Origin of the sequence: Streptomyces sp. NBC_00080 (assembly GCF_045041255.1) — a bacterium.
Lineage (GTDB): Bacteria > Actinomycetota > Actinomycetes > Streptomycetales > Streptomycetaceae > Streptomyces > Streptomyces coriariae.
Genome location: NZ_CP108236.1, coordinates 420,779 through 435,954, shown reverse-complemented (window position 1 = coordinate 435,954; position 15,176 = coordinate 420,779). Strand labels below are relative to the sequence as shown.

Genomic DNA, 15,176 nt, shown 5'->3' with positions numbered 1-15,176 from the left:
CTCATCCCTGTCGGCCGACGGCCTGAGGGCCTTCGGCGGTCAGCGCCTCGACGATGTCGCGGCGCACGAGCTTGCCGGTCGCAGTGCGGGGCAGTTCGTGCCAGCGGGTGATGCGGTCCGGGGTCTTCGAGCCGCGCAGCGTGCCGCGCACCTGCGCGCGCAGGGCATCCGCGTCGATCGCCACACCGTCGCGCAGGACGACCACCGCCTCGATCCGTTGGCCCCACTCCTCGTCCGGGACGCCCACGACGACCGCGTCGAGCACGTCCGGGTGGCCCAGCAGGACATCCTCGATCTCGGCGGGCGCGATGTTCTCGGCACCGCGGATGATCGTGTCGTCGGCCCTGCCCTCGATGTGGAGATAGCCGTCGTCGTCGAGGTGGCCCTGGTCGCGGGTGTGGAAGTAGCCCCGGTCGTCGACCGCGGAGCCCTGCCCGGCGTACTCCCCCGACACCTGCTCGCCGCGCACCCAGATCTGCCCGGTCGCGCCGGGCGGTGCGACCGCGCCGGACGCGTCGCGCACCTCCAGCTCGACGCCGGGCACCGGCAGTCCGGCGGAGCCGAGCCGGGCGCGCACCACGGGGTCGTCGCTCGCCACGGCCGTCCGGTGCTCCCGCGGGCCCAGGACGGTGATGGTGGACGAGGTCTCCGTGAGCCCGTAGGCGTTCACGAAGTCCACCCGCGGCCAGGTGCGCAGCGCGGTCTCGATGACCCGTACCGGCATCCGGGCTCCGCCGTACGCGAGCGCGCGCAGCGAGGGCACGGACCGGTCGAGACCGTCCGTGTCCATGATGCGGGCGAGCATCGTCGGCACCACCATCGCGTGGGTGATCCGCTGCTCCCGTGCGAGTCCAAGCCAGCCGTCCGGCGTGAACTGCTCCAGGGTCAGGGCCCGGCGCCCCGCGTACAGGTTCGTCAGCACATTGGACACGGCGGCGATGTGGTAGGGCGGAACACTCACCAGGGCCGCCTCGTCGGGGCCGGCTCCGGCGAACTCCACCGTGCCGAGCACGTACGACACCAGGTTGCGGTGGCGCAGGACCACGCCCTTCGGCGCGGAGGTCGTCCCGCTGGTGTAGATGAGGACGGCCGGGGTGTCCGGGGGCGCCGGATCGCCTCCGGCTTCGTCGGCGGGGTGGCCGACGTGCTCAGCGGCCTGTGCGAGCCATTCGGCCGGGCTCCGCACCGGCAGCCCCGCGCGGCGCAGGGCCTCGCCGTGCTCCGGGTCGGCGATTCCCAGTGCGCGCGGGTGGTTCGCCAGCAGCGCGTCGAGTTGGGCTTCGCCCAGGCGGTAGTTGACCGGTACCAGGGGCACTCCGGCGCGGGCCGCCGCGAACAGGGCGACCGGGAGGGCCGGACCGTTCACCGCGAGGTGGACGACCGCGTCGGCGCCGGCGGAGCGCACCAGGTGCGCTCCGCCGGCCGCCAGCTCGCGCAACCGCCCGGCGGTCAGCCCGTCGTCCGTGCGCCCGACGACGACCCGTTCGGCGAATCCCTCGGCGGCCATGTCCGACAGCATCGATATGTTCATGAGCCGCCCCGTCCCCTCAGTCCGAGGCCGGGAGCGGCTTGGGGCTCTTCACCGGCAACGGAAGGCCGTTCGCCGCCAGGCTGCCCGGCCCGGACTTGGTGCAGAGCAGTTCGAGACCGAGGCCCTCGTCGGCGTACCGCTTGCCGAGCAACGCGCCGCCCATCAGACCGGGATCGGGCGTGCCGAGGACGTCGGCCCCCGGCCCGGCCCCCTCGGTCATGGCGGCCCCGCCGCACGTGATCTCCAGCTCCTCGTCCGGGCACCGCACGACGATCACCGCCGTGGTGTCGACCGTACTGGCGAGCATCTGCCCCACGCGTGGCCTCATCGCAGTGTCCTCCGCGGCTCTCGTGGTACCGGGTGACTGGTACCGAGTAACCAGAGAAAAGTATACTACTTACCTCGATCGCGTCGAGAACGGAGCTGCCGAGTGGAACTCAAGACCGTGCTGTTCGAGGTGACCGACCACGTCGCCACGATCACCCTCAACCGACCCGAGGTGATGAACGGTTTCAACCAAGAGATGCTGGAGGAGTTCTCGGCTCTCTGGCACACCGTCAAGGCCGACGACGACGTGCGCGTCATCGTGCTGCGCGGTGCGGGTGAGCGGGCGTTCTGCACGGGCATGGACGTGAAGGAGGGCATCGACCGCCACCCCAACGTCTGGTCGCAGACCGATCCCGGCGAGTACCTCTCGCCGAAGCTGAACCAGGTGTGGAAACCCCTGGTGTGCGCGGTGCACGGCATGGCCGCCGGCGGCGCCTTCTACTGGCTCAACGAGGCCGACATCATGATTTGTTCGCAGGACGCGACGTTCTTCGACCCCCACGTCAGCTACGGACTCACCGCCGCCCTGGAACCGATCGGCCTCGCCCGGCGCATCCCGCTCGGCGAGGCTCTGCGCATCGCGCTGCTCGGCCTGGACGAGCGTGTGTCGGCGACGCGCGCCCTGCAGATCGGCCTGGTCAGCGAGGTGGTCGAGCACGAGCACCTGTGGGGCCGGGCCGACGAGATCGCGCGCATCATCGCCGCCAAACCGCCCGCCGCCGTCCAGGGCACCGTCCGGGCGATCTGGGAGTCGCTCGACTCGACGCGCACCCAGGCGCTGCGCACCGGACTGTCGTACACCCAGCTCGGGAACCCGGTCGGAAAGGCCGGGATCGACCGCTCCGCGGTGCCCAGGGGGCGATGGACACTGCGCTGACCCTCCCCTACCCTCCCCTAAATAAGTGTACTTTTTATAGGGGAGGCTCTTATGCGGTTCGGCATGCCCTGGCCCGGCCGGGACGTCGCGCGGGAGGCCGAGGAGGCCGGTGTCGGCGCCTTCTGCGCCGGGGAGTTCGCCGACCACGACGCCTACCTCACTGTGGCCGACATCGTGGCGAACACCGAACACGCCCTGGCGGGCCCCGCCATCGCCTACGCGTTCGCCCGCACCCCCTACGCGCACGCCACGGCCCTGCGCCACCTGCACGCCCAGGCGCCGGGCCGGCTGTTCCTCGGCCTGGGCAGCGCGGCGTTCCGGATCAACCGCGACTGGCTGGGCGTTCCCGCCGAACGCCCCGTGGACCGGATCGCCGAGACCGTCGGTGCCGTGCGGGCCTGGTTGCACGCGGAGAACGGCGAAGGGGTCCATTACTCCGGCGAGTTCTACGCCCTCGACGCCGACGTCCGCGCCCCGGTGCTGGGCCGGCTGGACATCCCGGTCCTGCTCGCCGCCTTCAACACCCGCATGGCCGCCACCGCGGGCCGGGTCGCCGACGGCGTCATCGGGCACGGGCTGTTCACCGGCTCCTGGTGGAACGACGTCGTACGACCCTCCGTCGAGCGCGGCACGACCGGCGGCGCTCGGTCCGGCGCCCGCTCTCTCGAACACGGCTGGATCATCACGGCGGTCGACGACGCCGCACCCGAACGCGCCGTCGCCGACGCCCGGCGGATGATCGCCTTCTACCTCACCGTCAAGACGTACGACCCGTTCGTGGCCCACCACGGCTGGCAGGAGCCCGTCACACAGCTGCGCGCGGCGTTCCGGGCCGGCGACACCGACGGCATGGCGCGGGCCGTCACCGACGACATGCTCACCGAGATCGCCGTCTGCGGAACGACGGCCGAGGCCAAGGACGCCCTCGCGCGCCGCGCCGGCTCGCTCCCCTGCAACGTCGGCTACTTCGCGCCGCCGAGCTTCATGGTGAGCCACCGGCGCCGGGCCGCCTACGCCCGGGCATCCCTGGCGCTGATCGGCCAGGTCCCGACGGAGGCGTGACGAGTGCGCGGAGGGGGACCGGCCCCGGAGCGAGATCGCTCCGGGGCCGGTCGCGGTCCAGGCCCGGTCGCCGGTCGGGGGCCGGTCGCCGTCCGGTCGTGGCTCAGACTTCCTGCGGGGCCGGCGCCAGCTTCTTGCTCTTGTCGAAGTGCACGACATCGGCCAGCGTGCCGCCCAGGATCGCCGCGCGGTCCTCGTCGTCGACTCCCTCGAAGTTCTCGGCGATGCACTCGGCACTGCTGCGGAAGGTGCCCTCCGCATGCGGGTAGTCGTTGCCCCACATGACCGTCGACAGACCGGTGATGTGGCGGGCCTTGACGGCCGTCGGGTCGTCGGCGAACTGCACGTGGATCTGCCGCCGGACGTACTCGGTGGGCTTGAGCGGGTAGGGCCACTTGTCGTTGACGGCGAACAGCCGCCCCATGGCTGACTGCTCCTTGGGCGAGCGGTTGTCGTCCCAGAAGCCGAGCCACCAGTCGGGGTCCTGGCCGGTACCCGTCTTCCAGGACTTGTCCATGTAGCCCATGAACGAGACCAGCCATCCGGCGGTGTACTCGATCAGGTTGAAGTGCAGGTCGGGGAAGCGCTCGCACACGCCGCCGCCCACCAGGCTGGCGATGATGCCCTGCGGACCGGCCACGGCCGATCCGACCGCGCTGCCCATGGTCCGGCCGGCCACCATGTCGTCGGTCAGGTTGCCCTTGCCCATGTTCATGGCGTTCATCAGCCCCCGGACGGTCATCGCCGTCTCCGACACGCTCTCCTTGACCTTCACCCCGCCGGTGGCCACGTGGATGAACACCGGCATCCCGTGCGCCTGGGCTGCGGCCCAGACCGGGTCGTACTCCCGCGCGTAGTACGGCAGGGGCGGGATCTCCGGGAGGAGTATCGCGCCGAGCCCCAGCCGCGCGCACCGCTCGATCTCCGCCACGGCCTCGGGGACGTCCGTGAGCGGGATCGCCGCCGTCGGACGCAGCCGGTCCTTGTACGGGAGGTAGCGCTCGACGAGGTAGTCGTTCCACACACGCGCGTGCGCCATGGACAGCTCGTGGTCGTCGGTGAACAGGACGAACAACGACAGGTTCGGGAACATCACCGAGGCGTCGACGCCGTCGAGGTTCATGTCCCGGATGATGTGGTCCGGATCGCCGTCCGGGGTCTCCCCGCCGAGCTGGCGGTACTTCGAGATGGTCCAGCCGTCGAAGCCGATCGTGTGCAGCTTCTTGAACTCGGTGTGTCCGCCCTCGACGATCGGCTCGTCGAGGGTGAACTCCTCTTCCCACAGCGCACGGTCGCGCAGTCGCTCGGGAAGTCGGGTCTTGAAGAGATCGACCGGCTCGATGATGTGCGAATCGCCGGACACGACAAATTCCTTGAACACAGGCGGTACCTCTTTCGAACCTCGTCGTTCGCGCCAGAACCCACCCCGCGGATGACGCCGAAGTTAGCTGTACCGAACGGTCTAGTCAATGATTCCGCATACGGAATGAGCGACCGGCCGCGAACCGAAAGCCGAAAGATCGCTGACACTGAGCCCACGACGCACCCCTCTTCTCCGGTCGGGTGAATTCAGTACACTCAACTAGACAGGTCTGGCAGGCGATCAGGAGACGGCACATGACGACGACGTACTCGTTCTCTTCGCGGCTCTACATCGACGGGCGCCGGACCGACGGCCGGTCGGACACCCCGGTACCCGTCCGCAATCCAGCGACGGAGGAGACGGTCGCGGTGGTCGCGGGCTCCTCCCCCGCGGACGTACGGCTTGCCGTCGAGGCGGCCAGGCGCGCCTTCGACGAGGGCCCCTGGCCACGGATGAGGCCCATCGAACGGGCCGCCGTCCTACTGCGCATGGCCGAGGAAATGGAGCGCAGACTGCCCGAACTGGTGGCCGTCAACATGGCCGAAGCGGGCTCGGTCCGTGCGCTGGCCGAGACGCTGCAGACCCGGGTCCCGGTGGCCCATCTGCGCGACATGGCCGAGCGCGTGATCCCGGCCTTCTCCTGGGAACGCCCGATGGACCCCACGGTCGCACCGGGCATCGGTGTCTCCCAAGGGGTGTTGCGCCGCGAGGCGTTCGGGGTGTGCGCGCTGATCTCCGCCTACAACTTCCCGTTCTTCCTCAGCATGATGAAGGTGATCCCCGCTCTCGCCGCCGGCTGCACCGCCGTACTGAAACCGGCGCCCGCCACTCCCCTGGAGTCCCTGCTCATCGGCGACTTCGCCGACGCCGCCGGGCTGCCGCCGGGGGTGCTCAACATCGTGACCGGTGACGTCGAGGCCGGCCGCGAGCTGACCACCCACCCCAGGGTGGACCTCGTCAGCTTCACCGGGTCGGACGCGGTCGGACGCACGGTCTACGCCCAGGCCGCGGCCTCCCTGAAGAAGGTCGTCCTCGAACTCGGCGGCAAGTCGGCCAACATCGTCCGCGCCGACGCCGACCTCGACGGCGCCGTCCGCTCCGCGCTGACGGGGATCACCACCCACGCCGGGCAGGGCTGTTCCCTGCTGACGCGCACCCTGGTCCACGAGTCCGTCCACGACGAACTGGTCGCCAAGCTGAGCGCGGCCCTCGCCGAGGTCAGGGTCGGCGACCCGGCCGACCCGTCCACCACCATGGGCCCGCTGATCAGCGAGGCACAGCGAGACAAGGTCGAGAAGCTGATCCGGGTCGGCGAGGAGGAGGGAGCGCGTCTCGTCCGCGGCGGCGGGCGTCCCGCCCACCTCGACCGGGGCTATTTCGTGGAACCGACCCTCTTCGCCGACGTCGACAACGACATGACCATCGCGCGCACGGAGTTCTTCGGCCCGGTCGGCGTCGTCATCCCCTTCGCCACCGACGAGGAGGCGGTACGCATCGCGAACGACAGTCCGTACGGCCTCGCCGGCGCCGTCTGGAGCGCCGACACCGTGGCCGCGTACGACATCGCCTCCCGCCTGCGGACCGGCGCTGTCACGATCAACGGCGGCAGCGCGGGAGTGAACCCTCGGGCCGCTTTCGGGGGGTACAAGCAGAGCGGACTCGGCCGGGAGTGGGGCGAGTTCGGGCTGGAAGAGTACCTGCAGACCAAGACGGTCAGCTGGGCCGCGCGCTGAGCGGCCGGCCGGGCGGCACGCCCACCCGCGTGCGCCGCCCGGCCGACTGTCCGACCGCTACTCCGGCCTCGGCCACAGTCACAGTGACGGCCTCGGCCACGGCCCCGGCCACGGTCGTTCACACCGTCAGGACCATGGCCGAGCCCATGCCGCCGCCCGCGCACATGGCCGCGACCGCGGTCCCGCCGCCCCGGCGCCGCAGTTCGTGCGCCAACGTCACGACCAACCGCGTGCCAGTGGTGGCGATCGGGTGGCCGAGGCTGCACCCGCTGCCGAACGGGTTGACCCGCTCGGGATCGAGGCGCAGTTCCCGGGTGGTGGCGACGGCCACCGCGGCGAAGGCCTCGTTGACCTCGAACAGGTCGACGTCGTCTATGCCGAGTCCGGCGCGGTCGAGGGCCTTGCAGATCGCGGCGATCGGCGCGAGCCCCGTCTCGACGGGGTCGACTCCCACACTCGCCCAGGCCCGCACGGTGGCGAGCGGGGTGAGGCCATGGGCGGTGGCCACGTCCGAACCGGCGACGACGACCGCGGCCGAGCCGTCGTTGACGCCACTGGAGTTGCCGGCCGTGATGGAGAACCCGTCGATCTCGGGGTGCAGCACCTTCAGCGCGGCGAGCTTCTCCGCGCTGGTGTCGCGTCGCGGATGCTCGTCGGTGTCGAAGACCGAGGTCGCTCCGTCCCGGCGGGTGACCTTCACCGGCACGATCTCGTCGCGGAACCGGCCTTCGTCGACGGCCCGCACGGCCCGCTCGTGGGAACGCAGCGCCCAGGCGTCCATCTCCGCGCGGGTGAGGCCTGCCAGCCGGGCCGTGTTCCAGCCGACGAGGACCCCCATGTCGTCGTTGGGGGCGTCGGGCGTCGGGACATGGGTCGGCGACATCCAGGGGTCCTGCCACTCCTCGGTGCCCGGTATGCGTCGCCGGGCCACCGGCGCCGTCGACGACGAATGCGTCCCGCCCGCGATCACCACACGGTCCATCCCGGCCCGCACGCTCGCGGCGGCGGTTGCCACGCTCGCGAGGCCGGAGGCGCAGTGCCGGTTGTGCGCCAGGCCCGGGACGTGCGTCAGCCCCGCTTGGAGCGCCGCGTACCGGGCGATGTCCCCGCCTCCGGCCAGGGATTCGCCAAGGACGACGTCGTCGATCGTCTCGGGGGGCAGTCCGCTGCGCCGCACGGCCTCGCGGACGACGACCGCGGCGAGTTCGAAGGCGCCGGTGTCCCGCAGGGTTCCTCGGCGGGCGGTTCCTATCGCGGTGCGGCACGCGGAGAGAAGAACGGCATCAACCATGGAATTAAGAGTACTTAAATCGAGGAGTCCCTGACAGGGCTACCGCTATATCACCCCGCCGTCTCGACCGTACCGCCAGTAGAGGATACCTTGCCCTGGTGAACTTCGAGCTCAGCGAGGAGCAGGACATGCTGCGCGAGGCCTCGCGCGACCTGCTGTCGGATCGGGCCCCGATCGAGCACGTACGGGCGTGGGCGGATCGCGACGAAGACGTCGATCCCGAGGTGTGGAGGCTGACGGCCGACCTCGGCTGGCCCGGTCTCTGCCTGCCCGAGGCGTACGGCGGCGCCGGCCAGGGCCTGGTGGAACTCGCGCTCGTCGCCGAGGAGATCGGGCGCGCGCTCGGGCGGGGCCCGTTCACGCCCACCGCGATCGTCGGCCGGGCGCTCGCCGCCACGGCGTCGCCGGACCTGCGGGCCGAGGTGCTGCCGGCGCTCGCCGCCGGAGCGGGCTGGGCCACCTGGGCCTTCGCCGAGCCGCACGTCCCGTGGTCCCTCGACGGCGTCCGCGCCACCGCCAGGACCGACAGGGACGCGATCGTCCTCGACGGGGTCAAGACGGTGGTGCAGGATGCGGCCGGCGCCCACTGGCTGCTCGTCACCGCGCGCCACGGTGGGGTCCTGGCGTCGTTCCTGGTCGACCGGGCCGCCTGTGGTGTCACCGTCCGACGGCAGCATGTGCTGGATTCCACCCGTTCGTTCTACGAGGTCCGGCTCGAGGGGGTCCGGGTGCCACCAGAACGCCGCCTCGCCGGCGGGCCCGAAGAGATCCAGCGGCTGCTCGACGAGGCTTCGGTGCTGCGGTGCGCCGACGCACTCGGGGTGATGGAGCGCATGCTGGAACTCACGGTCGCCCACACGAAGTCCCGCGTGCAGTTCGGGCAGCCGATCGGAACGTTCCAGGCCGTCAAGCACGCGTGCGCCGACATGGCGCTGCTGGTCCACGGCGCCCGCGCCGCCACCGCGTACGCGGCGATGGCCGCCGACGCGGGTGCCGACGAGGCCTCCCGGGCTGCTTGCGCCGCCGCCTCGTACGTCGCGGCCGGGACCGGCGAGGTCGCGGCCCGGGCTCTCCAGCTGCACGGCGGCATCGGCTTCACCTGGGAGCACGACCTCCACCTCCACCTGCGGCGCGCCCGGGCCGACAGCGTGCTGTACGGCGACGCGGCCGTGCACCGCGACCGGCTGTGCACCCTCCTGCGCCGAACGCCCGCGTCCACGCCCGCGTCCGCGTCCGCGTGAGCGAACGAAGCGAACGACCTGAAAGGTTTCCATGGAGATCAAGGGCAAGAAGGCCGTGGTGTTCGGCGGCGCCTCCGGCATGGGCCGGGCCACCGCCGAACTGCTCGCGGCCCGCGGCGCCGACGTCGCCGTGCTCGACCGTCCTGCATCGGCGGGCGAGGAGGTCGCCGCCACGCTCGGCGGGAGCTTCCATCCCGTCGACGTGACCGACTTCGAGGGGACCGAGAGCGCGTTGGACGCCGCCGTGGAGGCCCTCGGCGGGCTGCATGTCTCGGTCACCACCGCGGGCGGCGGCAGCGTGCGGCGCACCCTCGGCAAGGACGGTCCGCACGACCTGGAGACCTTCCGCCGGGTGCTCGACCTCAACGCCGTCGCCACGTTCAACGTCAGCCGTCTGGCCGCCGCGCACATGAGCCGTAACGAGCGCGAGGAGCCCGACGGCGAACGCGGCGTCATCGTCAACACGTCGTCGATCGCCGCCTTCGAGGGGCAGGTGGGGCAGGTAGCCTACTCGGCCGCCAAGGCGGCGATCGCCGGAATGAGCCTCACCATGGCCCGCGATCTCGGTTCGCTCGGTATCCGTGTCGTCGCCATCGCGCCCAGCCTGTTCGAGACGGGCGCCACCGAGAAGATCCCCGCCGAGGTGCGGGCCGCGCTGGTGAAGGACGCCGCGTTCCCCCGGCGCCTGGGCCGCCCGGAAGAGTACGCCAAGCTCGCCCTGGCGATCGTCGACAACCCCATGCTGAACGGCCAGTGCCTGCGTCTGGACGCGGGCCAGCGGTTCGGACCGAAGTGAGGTCTCTGATGCCGGATCACACACGCCCGAAAGGCGAACACGAGGGCAAGGTGGCCCTCGTCACCGGCGGTGGCCGGGGCTTCGGCAAGGCGTTCGGCGAGGCGCTGTCGGCCCGCGGCGCGCATGTCGTGCTCGCCGACATCGACGGCGCCGCCGCGGCCGAGGCGGCGGCGGAACTCGCCGCACGGGGCGCGAGCGCGACCGCGGTCACCTGTGACGTCGCCGACGAGGCGGAAGTCGGCGCGGTGGTGCACGGTGTGGCCGAACGCCACGGCGGACTCGACATCCTGGTCAACAACGCCGGTCTGCACGCCGCCTACAACAGGCCGTTCACCGAACTGGGTCTCGCCAAGGTGCGGCGCGTGCTCGACGTCAACGTCATGGGCGTCATCATCTGCTCACTCGCGGCCCGCGAGGCGATGAAAGGCCGCGCCGGCGCCTCCGTCGTCAACATCTCCTCGTCGGCCGCCTACGCGAACCGGAGCATCTACGGCGTGTCCAAGCTCGCCGTGCGGGGCCTGACGGTCTCCTTCGCCCGCGAGTTCGCCGCCGACGGCATCAGGGTCAACGCGATCGCGCCGGGACTGATCTTCACCGACGCGGTCCGGGCCGAACTGTCCGCCGCCGAGGCGGACCGCGTCCTCGGGGAACAGATCCTGCGACGGGAGGGCGAGGAGCAGGACGTCGTCGAGGCGCTGCTCCATCTGGTCTCGTCGAGGGCGTCCTTCGTCACCGGCGAAACCCTCCGTGTGACGGGCGGGTTCGCGCTCTCGGTCTAGTGCTGGATTCCTCATTGGATGTACACATACCGGCGCCGAAATAGGCGAGTGGGTGGTGCCGGTCTGCCCCATACCCAGGGCTGGGCTCGGGTGTTGAGCTGGGATGTTGCGAGGAGGGTGGCGTGTTCGATCTCGGCTGGTCTCGCGAAGGACTGGCCTGCGAGGGCGGCCTTGCGGAAGATGCGCCACCAGCCCTCCTGGAGGTTGAGCCAGCAGGCGCCGACGGGGATGAAGACGTGCCGGATTCTGGGGTGGTCCTCCAGCCAGGTCCGAGTGGAAAGGCTGTTGTGCGAGGACAGGTTGTCGGTGACGACGTAGATGTCCCCGGTGGGATTGGCTGCCTCGACCATCTGAAGAAACTGCTGGTAGTAGGCACTGTTGCGGGATGGTGCGGTCATGGTGATCTCGTGTCCGTCCCGTACTCGCAGTGCGCCGTAGACCCAGGTCTTCTCTGGTCCGCGACCGTAATCGACTTCGGACTTGATGCGGTGGCCGTCCGGCGACCAGCCCGGCGCCGGGGGGAACGTGCGGGGGATCACCGGTCCAAGCTCGTCGGCGCAGACGACCGTCGCGCCCTCGGGCGGGCAGGTGTAGAGCTCGATGATCCTGGTCCTTTTCCCTCGAAGTCCGCGTCTCTCGAGCGGGTCCATGACCGGGTGCGGCGCCAGCGCACCCCCTCGGCCAGCAGGATCCGTCGGACCTGACTGCGGCCGACCCCAATGCCCAGCCTCCTGGCCTCGGCGGCCAGCGCGTCCAGGGTCCACTCCGGCGGTCCGGACTCATCCTCCGCAGCCAGCTCGCCGTCGGCCTGCACAGTCAGCCGGCCCGGCGCCGGCTGCTTGACCAGGCCGATGATCCTGGAGCGTTCCGACTCGGTGATCCGCCGCTTGCGGCCCTGCCCGCCCAGATCCTCCAGCCCGTCCAGACCCAAGCGGTTGAAGCGGTGCAACCAGCGGCGGACCGTCTTGGGACTGCACCCCAACTCGTCCGCGATGGCCGGCACCCGCGGCCCGGCCTAGCTCAACTCGACCATCCGCGCCCGCAGCACCAGATCACGCGGCGCCTTACGCGCTCGCGACAGCCGACGCACGGCCCGTTGCTCGTTCTCGTCACGGCTCGGCCGTGCCCGTAACACCACCGTCCAGCACCCGCCCCGAGTACTCGACTTACCCCGCCACCAGGACTTGTACCCAGGGAATGAGGAATCCAGCACTAGGGCCCTTCTTTCGGATCAGGTCGGCTTGGAGCGGCGGTGCCTTGTTCGCGGCCCGAGTGGGGTCTGGTGCGTGCAGCTGCAAGGCGGAGGAGGGAGTCGACGCGATGAGGGTCCCCCCGCGCGAGCGCAGTCGAGCGTGGGGGAGTCGGCGACCGACGACAACGCCGCAGATGGGCGTGCCAGACCCCGCGAGCGACGGCAAGATCCGAAAGAGAGGCCCTGGCCTCCGGAACACGCGGCCCGCTCCGGAGGGTCCGGATGCGTCGGAGCGGCAGAAGCGCTTGCGCAGCTTCCGCCGCTCCGTCCGTGGACCGCCGTCGGCGCGTCGGCCGGCTCGGAGATCGTCCGGCCGACGGCCACCGCAGGGTCCCGTGCGCTCGTGCGCTCGTGCCAGGGGTGAGATTCGGCTGTTGTCACGCCGCCGCAAGGGTCCTACGCGGTCACCGGCTCGGCCGGCACGGCGGCGGTCTCGGCCAGTTCCTTCTCCTCCCTCGTGATCGCCTTCAGCAGCACGTACGGCGTGGCGATCTTCCAGAAGACGTACGCGATCGAGGGGATCAGATACGCGAGCAGTCCGTCCCAGGCGAGCGGTCCGGTCCGGTTGAGGAAGATGAAGGCGCCCGGGATCAGCAGCACTCCCAGCACGAGGCTGAGCCAGCCGTACCAGCGCGGGAAGACCGGCTTCTCCCGGGTGTGGTCGACGAACGCGGCGTATCCGATCGACCAGACCTGAAGGACGAAGACGCAGGCGTTGCCCACGAACATGAGCCAGAAGATGTCGGTCATCGCGGACAGGACGTCCGGGGAGTGGCTCTCCGGTCGGTAGGCCGCGGCGGCGAGGATCGCGAGCGGGAAGAAGAACCCGGCCGGGGCCATGATGCCCGTGGTGAGCTGGATCATGGACAGCATCCCCCAGCCGCCCTCGACCCGGCGCAGTTGCATGCTCGTCACGATGACGTACGGGTACTCGAACGGGATGAGCAGAACCATCAGGGCGACACAGGTGAGGATCCCCGTGCGGTGGTCCTTGAGGAAGGCGGCGATGTCCTCGGGGCTCTCCGTCGGGCTCATCGGCGGGGTGAGATGGCCCACGGCGAATGCGGCGAAGAATCCCACGAAAAGGATGACGCCACACCACGCCGACACGCGTTGCAGTCTTATGTAGAGGTCTTTCTTCATCTGCGGCTCCCTTGTGTGCCGACCGGTGTCTACCGACCGATCTCGTCCCAGCCGACGAGCCTGTCCAGCAGCAGCGCCGCGTTCGACAGGTAGTCGCCGTACCCACCCCGGAAGAAGAGCAGCGGGGTCTTCAACGACTCGACGCGCAGGTCACGGACCCGCCCGACGACCAACAGGTGATCTCCGATCTCGACGACCTGCTCCACCGCGCAGTCGACCCACGCGACGACGCCGTCCAGCACCGGGTTGCCGAGCGGTGACGCCTGCCAGCCCGTGTCCGCGAAACGCTCCTGCGCCGGGCCGGTCGCCAGCCGACGGGACAGCCGTTCCTGGTTGCCCGCGAGCGCGTTGGCGCAGAAGCGGCCCGCGGCCCTGATCGTCCGCAGGGTCGTGGAGGAGCGGTCCGCCAGAAAGGACACCAGGGGCGGGTCCAGCGACACGGAGGTGAAGGTGCCGACGATCATCCCGTGCGGCCGCTCCTCGGGATCCGTGGTGGTGATCGCGACCACGCTCGTGGGGAAGTTGCCCAGTACGTCGCGGAAGCGCCGCCCGTCGACGGCGCCCGCGTCCGCCGTCCGGCAGTGCGTCACGCCGTCGCTCATATCAGGATGCGCATCGACTCGGGCAGCTCAAGTCCCATCTGGGCCAGGGCGTTCGCGTGATACGCCGAGCCGGGGACGTGGATCATGTGCCCCAGTCCCGCGTGCGCGTCGCGCCAGAACCGCTGCATCGGGTTGCTGCGCCGCATCGAGTTCCCGCCGGACCGCGCGAAGATCTCGTCCAGGGCGGAGACGGCCCGCCAGGCGCAGCGGACCTGATTCCGCCGTACGTCCGCCCGGTCCTCGATGCTGATGGGCTTGCCGGCCTCGACCTGGTCGTACAACCGGCTGATGCCGTCGATCAGTTGCACCCGGGAGGCGGCGATCTCCGCCGCGGCCTCGCCGGCGGCGTAGAGGACGTACGGGTCGTCGCGCACCTGGACGCCGGTCACGGCGACCCGGTCACGCTGCTGGGACAGGTGAAGGGCGAGCGCGCCCTCGCAGATGCCGATGACCGCCGAGGTGATCCCGAGCGGGAACATGGAGCTGAAGGGCAGTTTGTACAGGGTGTCGGTGAGCCCGACGGCCGCCGCGGCGGCGCCGTCCTGGACCGCCTCCTGCCTGATGACGCGGTGTTCGGGAATGAACGCCTTGTCCACGACGACGTCCTTGCTGCCGGTGCCCGACAGCCCGACCACGTCCCAGGTGCCGTCGATGATCTCGTAGTCCGAGCGGGGCAGCACGACGTGCAGCACGGTGATGGGCCCGGCGGGCTTCCCCTTGCCGTCCCCGAGGAACGCGCCGAGGAAGTCCCAGCCGCAGTGGTCGCTTCCCGAGGAGAACGGCCAGCGTCCGCTGAGGACATAGCCGCCGTCGACCGGCTCGGCGATGCCGTTGGGCATGTAGGGCGAGGCGATCCAGGTGTCCGGGTTCTCGTCCCACACCTCGTGGGCGAGCCGGGGATCCATCTGGGCCAGCTCCCAGGGGTGCACCCCGACCACGCCGCACACCCAGCCCGCGGCGCCGTCGTGCCGGGCGACCTCCATCACCGCTTCCGCGAAGTCCCGCGGATGGGCGCCGAATCCGCCGAACTCCTTGGGCTGAAGAAGGCGGATGACCCCTGCGGATCGGAGCAGCTCGACGGTCCGGTCGCTCAGCTTGCCGAGTGACTCGTTCTCGTCGGCGAGCGCGGCCAGTTCGGCGCCCAGCTCCTCGACACGGCCGACCACTTCATGCGTCACT

Annotated in this window: 15 protein-coding genes; 6 read left to right on the top strand and 9 right to left on the bottom strand. The window is 70.7% G+C overall.

Going from position 1 to position 15,176, the window contains the following annotated elements; genetic code table 11:
* Nucleotide 1: 1 nt before the first annotated feature.
* On the bottom strand, nucleotides 2-1,531 hold the full coding sequence (locus OHU34_RS45665) for a class I adenylate-forming enzyme family protein (RefSeq protein ID WP_142270192.1): 1,530 nt from the start codon (nucleotides 1,529-1,531) through the stop codon (nucleotides 2-4).
* A gap of 16 nt (nucleotides 1,532-1,547) precedes the next feature.
* Entirely contained in the window at nucleotides 1,548-1,859 is a 312-nt protein-coding gene (locus OHU34_RS45660; protein WP_142270191.1) for a hypothetical protein, read from the bottom strand.
* 102 nt (nucleotides 1,860-1,961) lie between these two features.
* Between OHU34_RS45660 and OHU34_RS45655 the strand changes: the two genes are divergently transcribed.
* Entirely contained in the window at nucleotides 1,962-2,735 is a 774-nt protein-coding gene (locus OHU34_RS45655; RefSeq protein ID WP_142270190.1) for an enoyl-CoA hydratase/isomerase family protein, read from the top strand.
* Nucleotides 2,736-2,786: 51 nt separating this feature from the next.
* Nucleotides 2,787-3,797 (top strand): LLM class flavin-dependent oxidoreductase, encoded by a 1,011-nt coding sequence (locus OHU34_RS45650; protein ID WP_142270189.1) that lies wholly within the window; start codon nucleotides 2,787-2,789, stop codon nucleotides 3,795-3,797.
* Between the two features lie 103 nt (nucleotides 3,798-3,900).
* Here the strand turns inward: OHU34_RS45650 and OHU34_RS45645 are convergent, their stop codons facing one another.
* The gene (locus OHU34_RS45645) at nucleotides 3,901-5,178 is read right to left on the bottom strand and encodes an amidohydrolase family protein (RefSeq protein ID WP_142270188.1); all 1,278 of its coding nucleotides are present in this window, start codon (nucleotides 5,176-5,178) and stop codon (nucleotides 3,901-3,903) included.
* A 236-nt stretch (nucleotides 5,179-5,414) separates the two neighbouring features.
* Between OHU34_RS45645 and OHU34_RS45640 the strand changes: the two genes are divergently transcribed.
* On the top strand, nucleotides 5,415-6,893 hold the full coding sequence (locus tag OHU34_RS45640) for an aldehyde dehydrogenase family protein (protein ID WP_142270187.1): 1,479 nt from the start codon (nucleotides 5,415-5,417) through the stop codon (nucleotides 6,891-6,893).
* 118 nt (nucleotides 6,894-7,011) lie between these two features.
* Here the strand turns inward: OHU34_RS45640 and OHU34_RS45635 are convergent, their stop codons facing one another.
* Entirely contained in the window at nucleotides 7,012-8,184 is a 1,173-nt protein-coding gene (locus OHU34_RS45635; protein WP_142270186.1) for a thiolase family protein, read from the bottom strand.
* Between the two features lie 98 nt (nucleotides 8,185-8,282).
* Here OHU34_RS45635 and OHU34_RS45630 point away from each other — a divergent pair, with 98 nt between their 5' ends.
* The 3 genes from OHU34_RS45630 to OHU34_RS45620 are packed head-to-tail and all read left to right on the top strand — an operon-like array spanning nucleotide 8,283 to nucleotide 11,000.
* Nucleotides 8,283-9,425 (top strand): acyl-CoA dehydrogenase family protein, encoded by a 1,143-nt coding sequence (locus OHU34_RS45630; RefSeq protein ID WP_142270185.1) that lies wholly within the window; start codon nucleotides 8,283-8,285, stop codon nucleotides 9,423-9,425.
* Nucleotides 9,426-9,456: 31 nt separating this feature from the next.
* On the top strand, nucleotides 9,457-10,221 hold the full coding sequence (locus OHU34_RS45625; RefSeq protein WP_142270184.1) for an SDR family NAD(P)-dependent oxidoreductase: 765 nt from the start codon (nucleotides 9,457-9,459) through the stop codon (nucleotides 10,219-10,221).
* An 8-nt stretch (nucleotides 10,222-10,229) separates the two neighbouring features.
* Nucleotides 10,230-11,000, top strand: coding sequence for an SDR family oxidoreductase (locus OHU34_RS45620; RefSeq protein WP_331733796.1), 771 nt, complete (start codon nucleotides 10,230-10,232; stop codon nucleotides 10,998-11,000).
* 11 nt (nucleotides 11,001-11,011) lie between these two features.
* On the opposite strand, the gene OHU34_RS45615 is transcribed toward OHU34_RS45620, so the two are convergent.
* From OHU34_RS45615 to OHU34_RS45595, 5 genes are all read right to left on the bottom strand, one after another.
* Complete coding sequence (locus tag OHU34_RS45615; protein ID WP_331734023.1) at nucleotides 11,012-11,602, bottom strand: IS630 family transposase; 591 nt, start codon at nucleotides 11,600-11,602, stop codon at nucleotides 11,012-11,014.
* Nucleotides 11,536-12,003 (bottom strand): helix-turn-helix domain-containing protein, encoded by a 468-nt coding sequence (locus tag OHU34_RS45610; RefSeq protein ID WP_331733794.1) that lies wholly within the window; start codon nucleotides 12,001-12,003, stop codon nucleotides 11,536-11,538. The genes OHU34_RS45615 and OHU34_RS45610 overlap by 67 nt, the downstream gene beginning before the upstream one ends.
* A 645-nt stretch (nucleotides 12,004-12,648) precedes the next feature.
* On the bottom strand, nucleotides 12,649-13,395 hold the full coding sequence (locus OHU34_RS45605; RefSeq protein ID WP_142270180.1) for a hypothetical protein: 747 nt from the start codon (nucleotides 13,393-13,395) through the stop codon (nucleotides 12,649-12,651).
* Nucleotides 13,396-13,424: 29 nt separating this feature from the next.
* Nucleotides 13,425-13,997 carry a flavin reductase family protein gene (locus OHU34_RS45600; RefSeq protein ID WP_142270179.1) on the bottom strand — a complete coding sequence of 191 codons (573 nt, stop codon included), beginning with the start codon at nucleotides 13,995-13,997 and terminating at the stop codon, nucleotides 13,425-13,427.
* A complete protein-coding gene (locus OHU34_RS45595; RefSeq protein ID WP_142270178.1) occupies nucleotides 13,994-15,175 on the bottom strand; it encodes a hydroxylase in 1,182 nt (393 codons plus the stop codon). The genes OHU34_RS45600 and OHU34_RS45595 overlap by 4 nt, the downstream gene beginning before the upstream one ends.
* Between the last annotated feature and the right edge of the window lies 1 nt (nucleotide 15,176).

Excerpts from the sequence above, each read along its gene's own strand:
- OHU34_RS45665 (WP_142270192.1), bottom strand. The coding sequence starts at position 1,531 with ATGAACATATCGATGCTGTCGGACATGGCCGCCGAGGGATTCGCCGAA.
- OHU34_RS45660 (WP_142270191.1), bottom strand. The coding sequence starts at position 1,859 with ATGAGGCCACGCGTGGGGCAGATGCTCGCCAGTACGGTCGACACCACG.
- OHU34_RS45650 (WP_142270189.1), top strand. The coding sequence starts at position 2,787 with ATGCGGTTCGGCATGCCCTGGCCCGGCCGGGACGTCGCGCGGGAGGCC.
- OHU34_RS45640 (WP_142270187.1), top strand. The coding sequence starts at position 5,415 with ATGACGACGACGTACTCGTTCTCTTCGCGGCTCTACATCGACGGGCGC.
- OHU34_RS45635 (WP_142270186.1), bottom strand. The coding sequence starts at position 8,184 with ATGGTTGATGCCGTTCTTCTCTCCGCGTGCCGCACCGCGATAGGAACC.
- OHU34_RS45625 (WP_142270184.1), top strand. The coding sequence starts at position 9,457 with ATGGAGATCAAGGGCAAGAAGGCCGTGGTGTTCGGCGGCGCCTCCGGC.
- OHU34_RS45620 (WP_331733796.1), top strand. The coding sequence starts at position 10,230 with ATGCCGGATCACACACGCCCGAAAGGCGAACACGAGGGCAAGGTGGCC.
- OHU34_RS45605 (WP_142270180.1), bottom strand. The coding sequence starts at position 13,395 with ATGAAGAAAGACCTCTACATAAGACTGCAACGCGTGTCGGCGTGGTGT.
- OHU34_RS45600 (WP_142270179.1), bottom strand. The coding sequence starts at position 13,997 with ATGAGCGACGGCGTGACGCACTGCCGGACGGCGGACGCGGGCGCCGTC.